Raw genomic sequence first — 20,200 nt, 5'->3', positions numbered from 1 at the left:
CGAACCTCGGCTGGCTTCACAACGCGAGTGCGATCACGCGCTCTTTTCTAGGTTGCCGGAAGCCAGCGTCGGCAGGGTCAGGCCTAAGGGGAGGCCACCTGCTATTGAGCCGTGGGAGCGGCCGCGCAGCCAACGGTTTTGGGGAGGAATCTTGGTGAATAAGATCTACAGCAAAGTCTGGAATCCGGCGCTTGGCGCCGTCGTCGTGGCGTCGGAGCATGCGCGCTCGGCCGGCAAAGGCCGTCATGGCAAGACGCGCAAGGTGGCCGCCATCGTCGCATTAGTGGGTGCGACGATGATGCCCTTCGCGGCCAACGCTTGCGCGGGGCTGTCCTGGCCAGGCAGCGGCAACACGGGAACGACCGACGCACTCACTTGCAGCGCATTGATGGCGCAGAGCATCCAGGTGGTGACGCCGCCGACGGTAACGGCACCGACGGCAACCACCGCACCGGCTGGCACAAGCGTGAGCGATCCCACCGGGTTCTGGTCGATCTCTGGCCCGAACGGCGGTTCGACCTCGCCGGCCAACGCGGGAGGCTACAACGATGTGGCCTTCGGTTCCGGCGCGAACAGCATGGGCAGCAACGGTACTGCGCTGGGCAGCAATGCCCAGGCGCAGGCCGATAACGGCACGGCAGTCGGTTACAACGCGAACGCCATGGGTAATTCGTCCGCCGCCTTGGGTGCCGGCGCAACCGCTACGGGTGCCAACAGCACCGCCCTGGGCACGGGTGCACAAGCTCAGGCCGATACGGCTACGGCGGTGGGCGAAAACGCCAACGCCGTGGGCAATGCCGCCGTGGCGCTAGGCGCCGGCGCGACCGCGACCGGCCTTAACAGCACGGCCCTTGGTACGGGTGCCAGTGCGGCCACCGATACCAGCGTGGCGGTGGGCCAGGGCGCTCAAGCTGCTGGTGCCGCAGCCATGGCTGTTGGCACGGCATCGACCGCCAGCGGCACCAACGGCATCGCCTTGGGTGAAGGTGCGCAGTCGACGAGCAACTATGCCACCGCGATTGGCAGCGCGAATTCAACGGGCGTCAAGACGACAGCCAGCGGTGCCAACAGCATGGCGCTCGGCGATGGCGCCCAGGCTGCCGGTAGCAACGCCATATCGCTTGGCAACAGCTCGAGCGCCGGCAGCTCCAACAGCATGGTGCTGGGCACCAGCGCGACGACCACCGGCGCCAGCTCGACCGTGATCGGCTATACGGCGTCCGATGTCGGCATCTCCAACAGCGTCGTCATGGGCGCTACCGCGACCATCACCAACCTGGGATTGAGTACGGGCACGGCCATCCCGGGGCTTTACCGCCAGGATTTGGCGATGGGTTACGGCGTGGAGATGAACGCCGCCACCCAGTCCGTCGCGGTGGGTGCCAGCTCGCTCGTTGCCGACCAGTCCGCTACGCCGGTTTCCATCACCGGCGGCACCGCCATGGGCTATAGCTCGCAGGTGCAGGCATCGTATGGCACGGCGATAGGTGATGGCGCCAATGCAGGCGCCAAGTACGCCATTGCGATGGGTTTCGGCGCGAGCGCCACTTCGGCCTCTTCCATGGCGGTTGGCAACGGAGCCATTGCGCCGGGTGCCGCCGCGACGGCGCTTGGCACCAACGCCCAGGCCCAGGGTGCCCACAGCATCGTCATCGGCAGCGGCGGCGGCGCGTACTCCGGCCCGAACTCAGCGGATACCGTCGTGATCGGTAACAGTGCCGAGGCCGTGGAAACCTCTCCTGGTTATAGCGGTGGATCGGGCCTGGTCACTGGCAGCGTTGTCATCGGCGCCAATGCAATCTCCTATGGCGGCCAGACCGGCGTGGCGATTGGCTACTCGGCCGGCATCGCCCAAGGCAGTATTGACGCCATTGGTATTGGTGACCGCGCCATCGGCTACGGCAACGGCTCCGTTGCCATCGGCTCGCACTCGTATTCGGTCGGCCCGGGTTCGGTCGCCCTGGGCGGTGCGTTCAGCGAGTTTGGGGGCAGCGGCCTTGGGGCATCGTCCGGCGGCACTTCTGCCGTTGCGGTTGGCACGAGCTCCTATGCATACAGTGACTACAGCGTCGCGTTGGGTGCCGGGGCCTATGCCAGCGGTTCGGAAGCATTGGGCGGTGACCCCACCGCCGGGTCGATCGCCATCGGCTACAAGTCGACCGCGGACGGTGACGGCAGCCTGGCCATCGGTCGCAATGCCATCGCCAATGGTGCGCTCAACACCACCATGACCAACGGCACCGCGGTCGGCGTCAATAGCGTGGCCTGGGGCACCGACACCGTGGCACTGGGCAACAACGCGATTGCAGCCAATACCAGCGACATCGCGCTGGGCACCAACGCCTGGGCCGGTGGCGGCACGGGTACGCGCAATATGGCGGTCGGCAATGGCGCTACCGCCGGCGATCCCACCGGCAACACCAATGTCAGTGACTCGGTGGCCATCGGCGCCGCCTCCATCGCCAGCGTCAACCAGGCGATGGCCGTCGGCGTCAGCGCATCGGCCAGTGGCGTGCAGTCGCAGGCGATCGGTAACAACGCGATTGCAGTGGGTCTGCAGAGCATGTCGAACGGCTTCCAGGCCGATGCCGAAGGTGACTACTCGACCGCGGTGGGTTCGAGCAGCTATGCCGCAGGGGTGGGCGACACGGCCATCGGCAGCGGCGCGGTGACGCTCAATGGCGGTGGCACGGCGATTGGCTATGGCGCCACGGTGATGGCGAACAATGCCGTTGCGCTCGGCGCCAATTCCGTCGCCGATCGCGACAACACCGTATCGGTCGGCAGCGTGGGTGCAGAGCGTCAGATCACCAATGTGGCGGCAGGCACGCAGGCAACGGACGCGGTGAATCTTGGCCAGCTGAATTCGGCGGTGACGACTGGCATGGCCCAGGTCAGTGCACTGGCGGTGAACTACGACGCTGCGGACATGAGCAACCTCACCTTGGGTGGTGCGAACGGCACGATGATTCACAACGTCGCCGCCGGCGTGAATGCGACCGATGCCGCCAACGTGGGTCAGGTCAACAGTGCGCTGGCCACGGCCAATGCGTATACGAACACCAGCATCCAACCGCTGCAGACCCAGCTCACGAATGCCATCACCAAGGAGAACCTGGACTTCACCACACTGAGCAACGAGATCAGTGCGCTACCGTCAGGTGGTGGCGGCCCCTCCATGCCAGGCACGATTGCCGTGGATGGCAGCAATAGCGCATCCGTGGTGAGCGGTTCGGGCGGTGTGGCGATCGGTAATGGCGCTGTGACCGGCGGCAGCCCTGCGGGTAGCAACGGCGTGGCCGTCGGTGCCAGCAGTTTCGCTGCAGGCCCGAACGACACCGCACTAGGCGGCAAGGCGCAGGTGCAGGCGGATGGCAGCACGGCCGTCGGTGCGAACACCGTGATCGCCGCGACGGCAACGAATGCGGTCGCCGTCGGTGAGAGTGCGTCGGTGACGGCTGCCTCGGGTACGGCCATCGGTCAAGGCTCGTCAGTGACGGCCGCCAATGCCGTGGCCCTGGGCCAGGGCTCGGTCGCCAATGTCGCCAACACGGTGTCCGTCGGCACCGCCACCAACCAGCGACAGATCACCAATGTGGCCGCCGGCGTGAACGCCACCGATGCGACCAACGTCGGTCAGCTCAACGCGGCCCTGGCAACCGCCAAGAGCTACACCGATACCAATGCGCAGCAGACGCTCTCGGCGGCCAAGGCCTATACCGATTCCGCACTCGGCAATGTGCAGAGCCTGTCCAACCTGCAAACCCAGATGAACGACCAGTTCCACGACGTCAATCAACGTCTGGATCGCGTGGGTGCGATGGGTGCTGCCATGGCGCAGATGACGGCCAATACATCGGGCCTTGCTGGTGACAATCGCGTGGGCTTCGGTGCCGGCAACTACAACGGCCAGGGTGCTTTCTCCGTGGGCTATCAGCGCGCGTTCAACGCAAACCACGCCAGCGTTTCGATCGGCGCTTCGGTCTCCGGATCCGAATCGCAGGTCGGCGTCGGCGGCGGCATCAGCTGGTAAGGCGCTGCGGGGCGCCCACCGGGCGCCCCGCTTTCCTGCACAAATCATTTGGGGAACAATCTATGAATCGCTCGATTCTTTTTCGACTTACCGCACTCGCAGCGGCCATCGGCTTCTCTTCCGCGCACGCCGCCAGCCCGGTGGTGTCGCCGGATGCGCTTACCAAGATCAACCCGTCCGCACTGACTGCGAATCAGACGTTTGATGGCTTCATCGTCGTCTATCGCAATGGAAGCACGGAAAACGCGAATGGCTCGGCCGTCACGCAGAACGTCAACGCCGCGGTGTCGCGCGCCAAGCTCGACGCTTCGGCGTTCAAGGCGACGCCTTCCCAGGCAGTCAGCGTGGCCTGGAAGCGCAAGCTCTCCATCGGTGCGGACCTTGTGCGTACGAATCGCAAACTCAGCCAGAACGAAGCGGCCTCGCTAATGCAGCAGATCGCTGCGGATCCGGCGGTCGTGCACGTCGAGCCCGATGTGCGGATGCAGATCGTGAAGGACATCACCGCCACGGCTCCCGCTAAGCCGTTGGCCGTCGGCACCAGCACGCCGAACGATCCGAGCTTCCAGCAGTATCAGTGGCACATGCGGCCGGGTACCGGCGAGAGCGAATTGATCGGCGCGGATACCGTTCCCTGGGCCAACCTGGGTGGCAGTAACGCGTCGGCCGCTTGGCCGAACTACGACGGCACCGGCGTAACGGTGGCCGAGATCGATACCGGCGTGACGCAACATCCGGATTTGAATCTGGCGCTGGCCGCCAGTGGCTATGACTTCATCACGGATGCCGCGACATCCGGACGCGCTACTGATGGTCGCGTTGCTGGCGGTTGGGATACCGGTGACTGGACCACGGTCGCGATGTGTGGCGTGAATGAGAACAGCAGTTGGCACGGCACGCATGTGTTCGGCAACATCGGCGAGATCACCAACAACGGTGTCGGCATGACCGGTGTCGCCCCGGGCTCGCAGGTGGTGCCGATTCGCGTACTGGGCCATTGCGGCGGCTCCACCTCGGACATCGTCGATGCGATCACCTGGGCTTCCGGTGGCCAGGTAGCCGGCGTGCCGACCAATCCGCATCCCGCGCAGATCATCAGCATGAGCCTGGGCGGTCAGGCGACGTGCTCTGCGTCGGATGTCACGGCTCAGGCCATCGCGGGTGCCATATCGCGTGGTACGACTGTGGTGGTGGCTGCCGGAAACAATGGCGCGGATACCTCGGGATTCACTCCATCAAGCTGCCCTGGCGTGATCGCGGTGTCGTCCGTCGGTATCACCGGCAGGCGCGCCTTCTATTCCAACTTCGGCAACGACGTCACCATCGCCGCCCCGGGCGGCGGCATTTACGCCAACGATGCCGGCGGTGGTCAGCAGATCGACGCCGGCTTCATCTGGTCCACGCTCAATGACGGTGCCACCACCCCGGGCAACCCGATCTACGGCAAGATGGCAGGCACCTCGCAGGCGACACCGCATGTGACCGGCGTCGTGGCCTTGATGATCGGTGCCGTGCAGGCAGCGGGGCTGCCCGCGTTGACGCCAGTGCAGATCCAGAATGCGCTGATCGTGTCGGCCCGCAAGTTCCCGATTACGGAGGATCACCCGATCGGCGCCGGCATCGTAGATGCGGCGGCGGCTGTGCAGGCGGCACTCAACGCCAATACGGTCGCTCCGGCTATCACGCTCACCAGCGGCGTGCCGGCGACGGCAGCAGGCAACGCAAGCGATGCAATCACCTACAGCATCTATGTGCCGCCGGGCTCCACCAACTTCACGCTGCGCACGATCGGCGGCACGGGTGATGTGTCGCTGTACGCCAAACTGGGCATTCCGGTGGCCCCGAACGGCGCGAACGCCGACTTCTCGTCGGTCAAGCCAAACACCAACAACGAGACGATTGTCCAGACGAGCCCGGCTCCGGGTATCTGGTACGTCAGCGTGGTCGGCGTGAAGGCCTTTGCGAACGTGCAGGTGATCGCCAGCTACGTCGCGCATTAAGTGAAGAAAGGCGAGGCGGTACGGAATGCCGCCTCGCTCACATCCGCACCGGATAACGCAAGCAACGCGGATGGCGCGATCTCGGCCCGGATCGCATGCCGCAAAGTTCCGCGATGGAAAGTATGCGGAAATTTTACGCTATTGGTCAGCGCCGGCATGGTGTCTTTACGCCCGTGGGTCGCAGCATGGGTCATTCGCCGACACCAGCGTAAAGCGATGACCATCATGATACTCCGGGGCCCCCACCCCACCGGCAACTCTTTCAACGGCGAGCTCCTGCGCAGCCTCCAACAACTAGCCCGCGAAGCGGGACGCATCGTCGAGGTCTGCGCTTGCACGGGACTGCGCGATTTCATCGCCGGCCTGCGCGTAGCCCGGACCCAAACCCCCGAGTTCGTGCTGCTTGATCCCGGTGACATTGCACTGGAAGCCCAGGCACATCCCGAGGCAGGTCTGCACGACGCACTCGACGAACTGACGGCACCCTATATTGAAGTCCACGATGACAGCGACACGGCGATAGGATCTGGGTCCTGCCACCGCGGCGCCCCCTTGGCGACCATCATCATCAACGGGGATCTATCGACGAGTTACCGAATTGCGCTAGGAATCGCCTTGCGGCAGCTGGGCACGCTTCAGTGCTGATGAATGCCGACCAGCGGTCAGCGCTTCCCCATGAGGTCGCGATATCGGCATGAATTCTGGCTCGCCCATCGATGACCTCGACGAACCTCCCTACGTGTGTCCTAGCAAGATCAACTAGGTCACCATCCCGCGTGAATGATGCGCTCGGCGATGCCTTTTTTGGCCAGGAAACAGACATCGTTAACCTGCCTGCCGATTGCACTCCCCGCAATGACCAGCGCCGATCAGAAGCGCGCGTTCAACCCGCGGCATGGCCACGGGTCAATCGTCGTCGACCCGAACGCAACGTGCATTGACCCATACTCTGACCTCGCCGCTGCGCCATAGCTTGGCCGCGTCAGAATCCTTGCCCGGTAACACCGAAGCGGCGAAACGGTCCAGGTAAAGCCTATCTCGCAGGCCCAAACCGATGGCGACATCATCGTTTACTTCAAGAATGCCGACGTCCTCGTGCTTGGCGATACGTTCGGGAACGGCATCTACCCATTCATAGACGATGCACGCGGTGGAAGCATCGACGGCATGATTGCCGCCGTGAACGAAGCCTTGGGCATGAGGGTGGATCACACGATCGTCCTATCGGGTCATGGTCCTGTTGGCAATCGCGGGCAGCTCGTCGCCTTCAGGGACATGCTCGTTGGTGTGCCTGAGAACGTTGCGTCGCTCAAGCATCAAGGCAAGTCGCTCGACGAGGTCCTGGCGGCCACGCCGAGTGCGGAATATGACCTCATGTGGGGACAGTTCGTCATCAATCCCGTTTTCTTTGATCGCCTGGTCTATCAGGGCCTGGAACGCCACGCCTCTGAGCCTTCCGGCCATTGACGACGTCGGAAACCCCATGCTGGAACACGCGGCTGCCGGTTCGACCATGACGGGGCGACCGTCGCGATCGCGATGCGAGCACGACGTTCTACCAAGGCCATGCCGTGGGAACGCCTGCGATGATTGAAAGGTTCGGAAGCAATGGTTCTTCAGCGTCTTTGAAGCCGCTTGTCCACGGCTTCAGCCAAGTTGAGACCGGGCCGGCAAACAGCCGGCCCGGTGTTCAATCACTTAGCTCAGTGCTTGCTGGCAACGACCATTGAAGCATTGACGTTGCTGCCCGCGGCGAGGGAAAGGACGCCCTGCAAGCGGTTCTTCTGTACCACGTAACCCGATGGGATCGTGTAGAGATTGCCCTGCCCGTCGGCCACATGCTGCGACACGAAGGCCCCGCCGGTGCCCTGCCAGACCCAGGCATCGCCACTGCTATTGGTCCACAGAATGTCCGCCAGCCCATCGCCGTCGAAATCCTCGATCGTGGCGATGCTGTACCCGCTCGCCACGCTGCGAACCTGATGGTCGACTACTTGCGTACCGTTCATGACCCACCAGCCCATCTGATGGCTGCCGGCACTCGACCAGATGAGGTCGGTCTTGCCGCTACCAGCCACTTCACCCGCGCCTTCCAGTACCCAGCCCGCCGGGAAGGTGCCGCCATACGTCTTGGTGAAATTGCCCTGGCCGTCGTTGATCCAGTAATAGATGTCGTTCTTGGGGCCCGTCCAGACGATGTCGATATAGCCATCGCCATTCAGGTCAGCCAGGCGCGGGGTGTAGCCGGTGGTGGCCGCGATCGTGTTGCCGACGACACGGGTGCAATTGGTGCCGGGACTAAACTGGCCGAACATGATTCCGCCGCTGCAGTTGATGCTCCAGAAGCCGAGCTGGCCCGTGGCGTTATTGCGCCAGATTTCCTGGGAAATACCGGTGCTGTCGACAACACCCGAGCCCACCAGCACCCAGCCAGCCGGATTCGGCGCCACATTATTTCTAATCCAGCCGTAGCTATAGATCGACAAGGCGGCAGTGTTGTTGACCGGGTTATAACTCTCCATCACGGTCTGGTTCGCCAAAGCACCGGTGAACAAGTCAGTGGCAATGGCCGTAACCTGGTCGCCCGGCGCAAAGACGCCGTCCCAGGGATTGGTACCGACGACCGTGCCGCCGTTCATCCACAACATCTGCGCATCCACTGCGCCGTTGCTATCCGGAACCGAATTGATCATCAGGATGGTGCTGTGCCCGTCCAGCACGCCGTTCGTCCCGATATGCTTGGACGTGCCGCTGCTGTTGAATCCGAACAGATCCCAGGTTGGCAAGAGGTTGCCACGCGTATCCTCTGTCACGATGGCATTGACCAGGTGCTGCACGTTGACCGAACCCAGGCCGGTTGCGTAGTCGTAACCCGCACCGGTCTTCCAGGGCGTAATCAAGGATGCCGCTCCACCGTTACTGACCACGCCGAAACTGTCGTTGCCCTTGGAGTAGCAATCCGCCGTACCCGTTGCGCAGGGCACGTCGATATCTCCGACGGTCACGTCATGGAAGACACAGTTGGCGCCCGCGCCGTCGCTGCCACAAGCGTTCGCCGGAGACCCGACGCTGCCATATTGCTTGCGTGCCAGGTCATAGAACGTCGGCCCGATATTGCCATGACTGACGCCGGCCTTTTGATTGATCAGGGCCTGGATGCCGGCCATCGCGGGTGCGGCAAACGAGGTGCCGCCCGCGCTGTTGAAGACGGCGTTGACGGGGTTGAGATAATTGCAATCCGTGCCGCCCTCCGACGCATCGGACATGCAGAAGATCAAGGCGTGGCCGTAGAGGCCGTTGGCCGCGAACAACGCGATGTCGGGTGTGGCACGCATGTTGGTCTGGGGCATCCCGAAGACGCCCGTCTGCCATGACGGTTGAGGCACGATGTAGCTCGGACCGCCGCCGCCACCAGCGGTATCCAGGAAATTCAAGCCCTGGCCATTGTTGCAGGCCGTGTTCGGATCGGAGAATTTCAGTATCGGGTACAGCTGGCTGCTGGCACAGGAATCGTTCCAGGTCTGCTCCGGGATGTAGCCCAGTGCACTGGCGCCCAGGTTGCCGTTGCCCGGCGCCCAGTACTTGCTCGTGTTGTTGAAGTCGTTGAAGTCCGTGCCGCCCACAGAGATGTTGTAGGGCGTGCTGGCCAGGCCATTGATCGCGATGCCGAAGCTGGCCACGCTCTGACCCTGATCACAGGCGGCCGTGCCGGCGTCACCGGACGATACGAATACCGTGACACCGCGGGCTGCTGCCAGACTCCACAGGTAATCGGCCTCGTTGGAATCGCCCACCACGGCACTGACCAGCTCGCACTCACCGTAGCTCAAGCTCATGATCGCCGGTGGCGTAGTCTGGTTGAGCAAGTTCTGCGCAGCCAGGAAAGGACCGAAGTCACTGCCGCTATCCGCGCACGCGGCCAGGGTTACGTTCGCATCGGGCGCAGCGGCGCCGGCCCACTCGGCATCCAGTGCCGCCTCGCCCTCATCGCCGTTGGTTCCGGGATCCGCGCAGCTGGTGTCGCCCACGAACGCGGCGGGATGGATCTGGCTGAACGCGCCCAGGGCATCGGGTGGCAAGAACGATTGGCGGAAGGTCGCCACATCCTGGTCCAACACGTCGGTACGCTCGAGTACCGCGACCGTCTGGCCCGCGCCTCGAATGGGCGTGCTTTCCGACCACAGCGGGTTGACGTTGTAGATGGTGTTGAAATCTGACGGCACGACGTCGAAAAAGACGTCGCCGTTCAACACGAAATTGAAGTTGGACGATTTGCCGCCCGCCGCCACCCACTGCCCTTTCTTGTTCCGCGTAACCGCCTGGACATTTTTGACCTGCGGCTCCGGGAAGATATTGCTGAGCGATGCCACGCCCGCAACCACCGGCGTCAGCGCGCTAGGCAACTGCTGCTCGGTGGCGTTGGCGAAATGCGTTTTGCCATTGGCCGTGTAGCGGTGCATCGACGTGTGAAAAGCGCGCTGCACCGCGGCGACCGAGCCAGAAAAGTGGATCAGCATTTTGTCGGGCGACACGCTCTTGACGCCCAAGCCTTGCGAGGCCAGCCAGGATTTTACGGTGGCCACGTCCTGGTCGTTGGGCCCGAACCTCTCGCCGACCTCCTTGGCCGTCAGCCACTTGTGGTAATTGCCGGACGCTGGATTGTTGAGCGATGCCAGAAAGCTCTCGAAGCTCTTCTGCTGCTGCGGACTGCGCTTGAGCAGCAAGGTCATCGACGGAATGACTTCCGTCTGCCCCATGGCGCCCTTATCCGCACTGACCAGGACCGGCAGCGGGACTGTCCCCTTAAGCGTAGTCAATTGATTGCCGCTGATCTTCGACGCGTCGATGAGCGGAGTGCTCGCGGTGTTGCTGGCTACTGGCGTGGCGGCTGAGGCCTGCGCACCCCACGACAGGGTCCCCGCAAACGCAACCGCCAATCCCCCAAGCCATGGCTTGCATCTATTAAATGACATGTAGTCCCCTCCCCAGGAGATTTTGCAACGAGTGATGAAATGTCTCGGCGGCTTCGCCGCTGACGAAGCATGTTTGACGGACCTGGATCCAGCGCCAGGCCCCACATCAGCCACTGCAGCTTATCCTTGCAATTTCCCTTCGTCATACACGGCTTTATTCGCTTAATCTCACCGACTTCTCACCGCCTCGGATGGCGATGCTGCGCATGCGGGAAAGGTCCAGGACTCGTCGCCTTCGCGCAGGAATCCCTGGCCGCGGTGCGATACCGGCCGGCACGGGTTCAATCGCTCGTACTGCCGGATTGATGTCTGAGCGACTGCTCGCGACATGCGCGTGGATGCGCTCGTTTGGTGCGACGAGCAGTCCATCATGAACGGGGTTCGTGAAGCGCTTCAGCGGCATGCTGCGCGACGAACTTCTCAGCCGACGTGGATCCGCCGTGCCCATCAGCACAAACCGCCGACGACCGGAAGCGGAGAGGGACCGAAAAAGCAAGCTCCCTCACTTAACTCTTCGCCGGATTGGCTATCAGTACTATGGGCAGTCAGCCACCGTGCCCCGGCCAATTCAACAAACACAAGGGGCATGAACGGCATCCATGCATCCGCGACATCTCAGAAGAACGAACTTATGCTTGCACGTCTCCGCGCCTGGATCGACCGCATACCCGTAGATGATCCGGTCGATCGCCGCAATGCACTCTTCATGCAGTGGCTACTGCTATTCGAGGGCCTTCGTACCCCTCTGAACAAGCTGTATTTGGCATCGTTCCATTGGCCATACCTTTACGAACGCTTCTACAGCAAGGCCCGCACGGGCACGCGAATGGCCATTGCCGTTGATCTGGGAACCGACCTGGCGATGACGGCGGTGGCATGGTTGGGCCTGTATCTGATACGCACGGGTAGATTCAGGCCGGCGGTGTCTTTATACCTTGCCGTCATATTGTGCTCCGGCGCATTGGCCTATGCCGCGTTCGGCTACCGCGCCACCGATGGCAGCATCACCTTGATCATGGTCCTGGCCTTGAGCGGCATGATGCTCGGTCGACGCGCGCTATGGATCACGTACGCCGCCGAGGCGGTTGTCTTGATCATAAGTATCGCGCCAACAAAAATCGCTTCCATTCCCCACGTCATGCCCTGGCTCGTCGAGGCGTATAACTCACTGCCGCTGCGCGCCCTGATGAGTTATCTGCTGATCACCGTCATCCTGGATCGCAGTGTGAATGCATTGCGGCAGAGCCTCGCCGAGGCGAACGCGCAACGCCGGCAGTTGAGTTGGGAGATAACAGAACGTGGGCGGGCCCAGGAACAGCTCCTGCATGCCCAGAAAATGGATGCCGTGGGCAAGCTTGCAAGCGGTATCACCCATGATCTGAACAATGTCTTTGGCATCATTCTAGGGTTTTCCACGGAGCGAGATCGCCTGACCACGGCCGACGCCTTATCCGATGAAGACGTACAGATCACGGCAGACGCCATGGAAGGCATCGAGCTTGCCGCGCGCCGCGGCACGACCGTTTGCCGCAAGCTTCTCAACTTCAGCCGCCGCGACGCCACCCATGCGGAAACGTTCGACATCGCCTCGGCCATACACGAGCTTCACCCTCTTCTCAGGCAGCTGCTACCACCGTCGATCCTCTTGGACATACGAGTCCCCGACAGCCAGCTTCTTATCCGTTTTGATCGCAGCCAGTTCGCGCTCGCCATCATTAACCTGACGGCCAACGCTCGAGACGCCATGCCAAGCGGAGGCGCATGCACGCTTTCCGCCGAACGAGAAGGCAGCGATGTGATCCTGTCTATTCTGGACACGGGAACGGGCATGTCGGCGAGCACCAAGGCCAAGATCTTCGAACCTTTTTTTACCACCAAGCCGATAGGAAGCGGCACGGGGCTTGGCCTTAGCGTGGTCTACGACCTGATTCAGCGCGCTAATGGCGACATACGTATAGAGAGTGAACCTGGCAAGGGCTCAGTCTTCCGCATACGACTGCCCATGGCGACGGCGTCTGCGGCGAGCTCCGAGCCGGGCGTGTCGGAAGCTGAAGAGCATGCCTGGGCCCTCTTGATCGATGACGACAACGATCTGCGTAGCCTGCTGTCTTCGGCTTAAGCGAAAGGGGCGTGCGAAGTGACGATAGCCAGAATCATTCCACGGCCAGCAGATATCCCGTGCCATGCGCGGCATCCAGCGGCAAGGACTCACCTATCGTCGCGAGTACTTTTCGGCGCAAGCGATGAACCAACGAATCAAGACGATGGGGGTCAAACGTGCTGACATCGTCCGTTAGCACGCCTATCAGGGATTCTCTCAAGATGACTTGATTGCGATGGCGCATGAGCATTTCCATCAGTTGCCGCTCTGTCTTGGTCAAGGTCACCCGACCACCGGAAGGCGAGAACAGAAGCCAGGCATCTGCGCTCAAACGCCATTTGTCTTCTACCGTGCGAGCCGACGGCTTCAACCTCCGCGCCACGCTATGCAGGGTCGCTACCAGCACATCGATCTCGGCAGGCTTGGATAGGTAGGCATCCGCTCCTTCCGACAGTCCGCGCACTCGATCCGTGTTTTCTGACCGCCCGGTGAGCATCACGATACCGGCATTGGGAATATCTACCCGCAGTTTGCGCGCCACTTCAAAACCGTCGATATCGGGTAGGCCGATATCCAACACGATGATGTCGGGATGGATGCCCGCCATCACCTTGCGCATCTCGGCCATGCTGCCCGCCGTGACGACGTCGAAGCCGAACTGGCGCAATTTCGGCGCGAGCACCCGATCGCGCAGCAAGTCGTCATCCTCGAGCAAGACGAGCCGTAATGGTCTCGCCGTATCGGCCGAATTGAGCTGATTGATCGACGCAGCCACAACACACCTCAAGATCGAACTGTCACTGACGAGTGATAGATGGTCGAGACCACGCCTCTGCCCTGCTCGTCCGTGCCGATTGAATGGCCGCCAGTAACCCCTGCTACCCATGACGGGTGCGCATCAGAGCAGCATGCAAAGCCAAGTCCAGGTAACGAACCGTGCTCGCGCTGCTCCAAAAGGGCAACCACTGGTTGAGAGTACAACTTTTGCCCGCGGGTCGACCAAACCATTCGTAGACCACGGCGCCCGCCCCCCGCCATTGGAGCGGCCCGTCACTCGGAGAGCACCATCGATGGCGTTCCGGGCGAGATGCTTCCAGCAGCCTCTGGTGGGCACCAAGGAGCCTTGTTTTCCGGCAGCGAGGGAGATATTCATGAGCAGCAAGCCACCGGGTCACCCGCACAAAGCTGAAGCGGAAGGCCCAGCACGGAAGTACAGGTTGACCACCTCTTGACCACCGGCAGCGCGTCCTACGGTCGCGTGCCAGGTGGGGACATGGTCGTCAGCCGGCGCTGATGCCCCCCCCTTGCCAAGACGCCCCAGTCACCGTCTGGGCGCACCTCAAGGCAGCTCCCCCACCGCCGCCCGAGGCTGGGATAATCCACCACGAACGGAATGAATTGCCCTGCAGGGACGCGATCGCGCAAACGCGGGTCGGATTCAAACGCTTGATTGCGGCGACTGCAAACGAAGAATCATTAAAGACGGCCAGCAATTTCGTAATTGTTTATAGGCACTCCGTCCTATTCACTACGCAAACGCCTAAGACCGGGTAATGGGGACCGCGTTGCAAGATCTTGCGGACCGGGCTGGCGTCGTGATGAAAAAAAATAAGCCGAAGGGCGCGAGTCATCGGCGACATTACACATGCTGGGGGAGTGATCCAAGAATGAAGAGCAAGATGCAAACTTCGGTGTTGCAGGATGGCGCGTACCTGTCCTCCACCGTGTCGCTGTCCAGCCGTCGACTGACGGCCGCCGTCGCCCTGGGCCTGGCACTCATGTATGCGCCGACCATCGCCCTGGCGCAGGACGCTAGCCAGACGACGGGTACCACGACGCAGGCACCGGCCAAGTCCGATGCAAAGACCGATGCGAAGAAGAAGAAGGACGGCGAGCAGAAAGACGTCAAGAATCTCGATGGCGTGACGGTCACCGGCATCCGCGCCAGCCTGGAGACGGCGCAGTCGCTGAAGCAGAACGCGAGCCAGATCGTCGATTCCGTCACCGCGACGGACATGAACGCCCTGCCCGACCGCAGCGTGACCGAAACCCTGCAGCGCATCAGCGGCGTGACGGTGGATCACTTCCTGGCCGACAATGACCCGGACCATCCGTCCGCTGAAGGCAGCGGCGTACTGATCCGTGGTTTGCCCTACGTGGCCAGCCAGCTCAATGGCCGCGACAGCTTCTCGGCCAACAACGGCCGCGCGCTCGGCTTCGAGGACGTGCCGGCTGAATTGATGGCAGGCGTGGACGTATACAAGAATCCGTCGGCGGAAATCACCGAAGGCGGCATCGGCGGCACGGTGAACCTGCGCACACGCATGCCGTTCGACAATCCGGGCCAGGTGGTCAGCTTCTCCACCGGCATCAACGAAGGGGACATGGCGCAGAAGAGCAAGCCGTCGGCTTCGTTCCTCTACAGCGACCGCTGGAAGACCGAGGACCTCGGCGAAATCGGCGCGATCGTCGACGTGTCCTACTCGGAACTGGCGTCGCGCAACGACGGCATCCAGACCAACCCGTACGTCATGCGTCCCAATGCGACCGATACGGCCTATTACGCCCCGAACATCGCCGCCGGCTCGCCCACCAGCACGGTCTACGTGCCTGGCGACATCAACTGGCTGGAAATGCAGATGCAGCGCCGTCGCATCGGCCTGTACGGCGCCTTGCAGTGGCGTCCGACCAACGATCTTGAGTTCACCTCCCAGTTCTTCCGCTCGGACTACAACCTGCAGTGGGACCAGCACAATGTGCAGACGAACGAGAGCGCCTACAACAACGTCCTGCCTGCACCCGGTACCGAGTTCAACTACAACAGCCAGGGCATCTTCCAGAGCGGCACCATGGCGTCCGACGCATGGCGCGGCCCGTCGTCGATAGGTATTCCCAACGGTTATGTGAACTACTACACCGATAACCGTATCCAGACCCAGTTCACCCGCACCACGGACTGGTCGAACGGGATGAAGTACAACATCAACGATCACATGCTGCTGACGGCCGACGTGCAGCTCGTCAAGTCGACCAGCGACATGACGGATTTCTCGGTATTCGGCCAGTTCTACATGCCGCCAGCGAACGTGAGCGTGGTCGGCACGCCCAGCCTGACCCTGTCCGATCCCAGCTACCTCGCCAACAAGGGCAACTATTACCTGGGTGCGGCGATGGACCACCTGGAGAAGGACTACGCCGAGCAGCGCACGATTCGCACAGACCTGGAATACAACTTCCAGGACAGCAGCTGGCTGCAGTTCTTCCGTGTCGGCGTGCGTTTCACCGATCGTGATGCCGAGAGCAACAACACCAGCAGTGGCTACAACTGGGGCCCGATCAGCCAGATCTGGAAGACCTCCGGTTACACGTCGACGGGCCTGGACTGGTTCAACCAGATCCCGTCGTCGATGACCGAGCAGTACACGATGTCCAACTTCTACCGCGGCGCGAACCTGCCGAACACGTTGTGGTTCCCCAGCAATGCGCTGGTGAGCAACTACAAGGCGGCGATTCAGCAGCTGTATGCGATCGAGGCCGCCGGTGGTTGGCAGGCACAGGTTCCGGGGCTGGCTGGGGAAGACAACCACCTGAACGAAAAGACGCAGGCCGCTTACGCCTCGCTCTACTTCGGCAATGACACCGCGCTGGGCGTTCCCTTCGACGGCAACATCGGCCTGCGCTTCGTCAATACCGACGTGCGTTCCAATGGCTCCATCCAGTATCCCGCGGCAAGCAATATCAGCGGCAGCACGGCCAACCTGACGCCGGCACAGCTGGCCTTGTTCAGCGGCGCCTATGTACCGATCGATGGCAAGGGCAGTTACCACAACCTGCTGCCCAGCCTGAACCTCCGCTTCAAGCTGACCGACGATCTGCAGCTGCGCCTGGCCGCGTCGAAGGCGATGACACGCCCGGATATCACCCAGCTCAACTCGTACATGAAGCTCGGTGCTTCGTGGGGTGGTCCGGCAGGCCAGGAGCCGACCATCACCGGCTGGACTGCCAGCACCGGCGGCAATCCGAACCTGAAGCCGATGGAGGCCAACCAGTTCGACTCCGCGCTGGAATGGTATTTCGCACCGACCGGCATGCTGTACACGACGGTGTTCTACAAGGAAATCAAGAACTACATCACCAACGAAATCACTACCGAGAACATCAGCGGCCAGGAGTTCGCGGTCACCGGTCCGCAGAACGCTGGTACGGGTCGCGTGAGGGGCGCCGAGGCAGGTTACTCGCAGTTCTTCGACTTCCTGCCGGGTGCATGGAAGGGCCTGGGCTTCCAGGCCAACTACACCTACCTCAACAGCAGCAAGATCTCCGGCACCACCTCGTGTGATCCCGACCATGCCAACGGTTCGTGCGGCGCGAATTTCGTCGTCACCAACCCGCCGCTGCCGATGGCCGGCCTGTCGAAGAACAGCTACAACCTGATCGGCATGTACGAGTACAGCAAGTGGTCCGCACGCGTGGCCTGGTCGTGGCGCAGCCGCTACCTGATCACGGCCGAGGATTCGGGTGACACCTACCTGCCCATGTGGAACGATTCGGCTGGCACGCTCGACGCCTCGGTGTTCTACAAGATCAACAAGAATCTGCAGATCGGCTTGCAGATGAACAACCTCACCAACACGACCACGCGCGTGCTGATGGGTCCCTCCACCTATGTCAATGGCACGGTGGATCCGAACCTGTACACCCGCGCGATCTTCCAGAACGATCGTCGTTACGAGCTCGTGTTCCGCGGCACGTTCTAATGCTCGCTCAGGCGAACAAGGCAAGCCGCTGGATGCTTGCCTGTCTGCTCACCGTCGCTTGCATGCCTACGCATGCAAGCGACGGTGCCGTTTCGTACCGCTATGCCAATGTCCGCATGGGTGGCGGTGGCTTTGTCAGCGGCTTGCTCTACCACCCCGCCGCCAATGGCTTGCTCTATGCGCGCACCGATGTGGGCGGCGCGTATCGCTGGGACCAGGCGCGTGCGCAGTGGACGCCACTGCAGGACTGGCTTCCCGCTGGCGACAATAATCTCTACGGCGTGGACAGCCTCGCCGTCGATCCGCGTGACGCCAAGCGGCTTTACCTGCTGACCGGCACCTATACCTTCCCCGCAGCCGGCAACGGCGCGGTACTGATTTCCACCGATCGCGGCTCCCATTTCACCCGCAGCGACCTGCCGTTTCCGATGGGCGGCAATGAGCAGGGCCGCAACAACGGTGAACGGCTCGCGGTCGATCCGAACGACGGGCGCATTTTGTTCCTCGGTTCGCGCACCGCCGGCCTGTGGCGCAGCGCGGACCATGGCGCGCACTGGGCGAAAGTGGACGGTTTCCCCGCCATCGCCACCAGCGCCGGCACCCACGCTACCCACGCCACGCGCGCGCAGCCGGTAGGCATCGTGTTCGTGGTGTTTGATCCGACCAGCGGCAGGCCCGGACACCCTAGCCGCAGCTTGTACGCCGGCGTCTCCACCCAAGACACCAGCCTCTATCACTCCACCGATGGCGGCCAGAGCTGGAGTGCGGTCGCAGGCCAGCCCGACGGCCTGCGTCCTCACCACATGCTGCGCGCTGGCGATGGCGCCTATTACCTCACCTTCGGCGACGAACCCGGACCGGACAGCGTGCACGATGGCGCGGTGTGGAAATACACGCCTGCGGACGGCCAGTGGACCGACATCACGCCACTGCCCCGCGCGGCGGGCCACCCCAGCGGCTATGGCTGGGACGGCGTGGCGGTCGATGCGAAGAACCCGCAAGTGGTGATGACCGCCACGTTCGGGCATTACACGCCAAAGGATCTGCTGTTCCGCAGCACGGATGGCGGCCAGCATTGGCAGGAGGTCTTTGCGCACTCGCAGTTCGATACCGAACACCCGGTCTGGTTAAAGGAACACACGCCGCACTGGATTGCCTCCATCGCCATCGACCCGCATGACGCCGACCGCGCATGGTTCGTCACCGGTTACGGCGTATGGGCTGCGAACGACCTGGGCCAACTCGACCACGGCGGCACGGTGCACTGGCAATTCCTCGATCAAGGCCTGGAGGAGATCGTCCCCAAGGCCATCATCAGTCCATCCGCCGGTGCCCACCTGATCAGCGCGATGTACGACCTGGACGGTTACCGCCACGATGAACTCGAGGTGGCGCCGCCGCAGTTCGCCACTCCACCGCGCTACACGGATGCCGACGACGTTGACTACGCGGGCGGCAAGCCCGACGTGATCGTGCGCAGCGGCTGGCTACGCCAGCCTTCGCAGCCGGCTGTCCGCGCGGCCTACTCCACCGATGGCGGCAACCATTGGCAGGCCTTCGCCAACGAACCCGCCAACATGGAAGGTGAAGGCGGCGGCAGCATCGCCATCGCGGCGGACGCGGGGCATGTGCTGTGGTTCCCGCGCGAAGCGAAGCACGGCTATCTCACCGCTGACTTCGGCCAACACTGGCAGACGACCGACGGTCTGGAAGGGCATCTACACGTGGTCGCCGATCGTCTCGACCCACAGCGCTTTTACGCGGTCGACGCGGCGCAGAAAACGCTGTTTGTCAGCCGCGATGGCGGCGCACACTTTCAGCCGATCCACGGCGACCTGGGCGCGTTCGCGGGCTCGGCCTCGCATCTGCGCCTGCACGCCTCGCCGGACGTGGCTGGGCAGTTTTATCTGTCCAGCCACGAGGGACTCGTCCTCGGCAACGACACGGGGGCGCGTCTGGCCAGCACCCGCGAATTGAGCAGCGTGGACGCCTTCGGCTTTGGCATGCCGGCGCCCGGTCGATCTCAGGCGACGCTGTACGCAGCCGGCACGCGTAACGGTGAAGCGGGCATCTTTCGCTCCATCGACGAAGGCCAGCATTGGCTGCGCATCGACGATGACGCCCATCGTTACGGCGAGATCAGCATGATCACCGGCGATCCGCGCCTGTTTGGCCGTGTGTATTTCGGCACCAGCGGGCGCGGCATTGTCTACGGCGATCCTGCCAAAGCCGAGAGACCCTGAGTCTGTAAGTGTGAGGAATCTGCGGCCCCCTTCCAAAGTCGTCATCCCCGCGAAAGCGGGGATCCAGTGCCTTTGGCCTTTGGTTCAACGTGG

Annotated in this window: 10 protein-coding genes; 7 read left to right on the top strand and 3 right to left on the bottom strand. The window is 62.6% G+C overall.

Translation table 11 applies throughout. The features are described 5' to 3' along the window. Positions 1-154 precede the first annotated feature (154 nt). Both OUZ30_RS01690 and OUZ30_RS01685 read left to right on the top strand, forming a co-directional pair. Positions 155-4,033: an ESPR-type extended signal peptide-containing protein gene (locus tag OUZ30_RS01690; protein WP_266180427.1), complete on the top strand. Its 3,879-nt coding sequence runs from the start codon at positions 155-157 to the stop codon at positions 4,031-4,033. A 62-nt stretch (positions 4,034-4,095) separates the two neighbouring features. Further along, positions 4,096-6,033, top strand: a complete 1,938-nt coding sequence (locus OUZ30_RS01685; RefSeq protein ID WP_266180426.1) for a S8 family serine peptidase — start codon at positions 4,096-4,098, stop codon at positions 6,031-6,033. Here OUZ30_RS01685 and OUZ30_RS01680 read toward each other — a convergent pair. Further along, positions 6,030-6,260 carry a hypothetical protein gene (locus OUZ30_RS01680; protein ID WP_266180425.1) on the bottom strand — a complete coding sequence of 77 codons (231 nt, stop codon included), beginning with the start codon at positions 6,258-6,260 and terminating at the stop codon, positions 6,030-6,032. The two genes, OUZ30_RS01685 and OUZ30_RS01680, sit on opposite strands and share 4 nt — an antisense overlap. Between OUZ30_RS01680 and OUZ30_RS01675 the strand changes: the two genes are divergently transcribed. Further along, entirely contained in the window at positions 6,250-6,678 is a 429-nt protein-coding gene (locus OUZ30_RS01675) for a hypothetical protein (RefSeq protein ID WP_266180424.1), read from the top strand. The genes OUZ30_RS01680 and OUZ30_RS01675 overlap by 11 nt on opposite strands. 522 nt (positions 6,679-7,200) lie before the next feature. Continuing rightward, positions 7,201-7,500: a hypothetical protein gene (locus OUZ30_RS01670; RefSeq protein WP_266180423.1), complete on the top strand. Its 300-nt coding sequence runs from the start codon at positions 7,201-7,203 to the stop codon at positions 7,498-7,500. A 236-nt stretch (positions 7,501-7,736) separates the two neighbouring features. Here the strand turns inward: OUZ30_RS01670 and OUZ30_RS01665 are convergent, their stop codons facing one another. Then, entirely contained in the window at positions 7,737-11,006 is a 3,270-nt protein-coding gene (locus OUZ30_RS01665; RefSeq protein ID WP_266180422.1) for a protease pro-enzyme activation domain-containing protein, read from the bottom strand. Positions 11,007-11,592: 586 nt separating this feature from the next. On the opposite strand from OUZ30_RS01665, the gene OUZ30_RS01660 reads away from it, so the two are divergent. Further along, on the top strand, positions 11,593-13,125 hold the full coding sequence (locus OUZ30_RS01660) for a sensor histidine kinase (RefSeq protein ID WP_266180421.1): 1,533 nt from the start codon (positions 11,593-11,595) through the stop codon (positions 13,123-13,125). Positions 13,126-13,159: 34 nt separating this feature from the next. Here the strand turns inward: OUZ30_RS01660 and OUZ30_RS01655 are convergent, their stop codons facing one another. Beyond that, positions 13,160-13,882: a response regulator transcription factor gene (locus OUZ30_RS01655; RefSeq protein WP_266180420.1), complete on the bottom strand. Its 723-nt coding sequence runs from the start codon at positions 13,880-13,882 to the stop codon at positions 13,160-13,162. Positions 13,883-14,786: 904 nt separating this feature from the next. Between OUZ30_RS01655 and OUZ30_RS01650 the strand changes: the two genes are divergently transcribed. Both OUZ30_RS01650 and OUZ30_RS01645 read left to right on the top strand, forming a co-directional pair. Next, positions 14,787-17,864: a TonB-dependent receptor gene (locus OUZ30_RS01650; RefSeq protein ID WP_425601504.1), complete on the top strand. Its 3,078-nt coding sequence runs from the start codon at positions 14,787-14,789 to the stop codon at positions 17,862-17,864. Then, positions 17,864-20,107, top strand: coding sequence for a beta propeller repeat protein (locus OUZ30_RS01645; RefSeq protein ID WP_266180418.1), 2,244 nt, complete (start codon positions 17,864-17,866; stop codon positions 20,105-20,107). The genes OUZ30_RS01650 and OUZ30_RS01645 overlap by 1 nt, the downstream gene beginning before the upstream one ends. The last annotated feature ends 93 nt before the right edge of the window (positions 20,108-20,200 follow it).

The sequence above is a fragment of the Dyella humicola genome, from assembly GCF_026283945.1.
In the GTDB taxonomy this organism is placed as follows: Bacteria; Pseudomonadota; Gammaproteobacteria; order Xanthomonadales; family Rhodanobacteraceae; genus Dyella; species Dyella humicola.
This window is presented reverse-complemented; position numbering and strand designations above follow the sequence as displayed.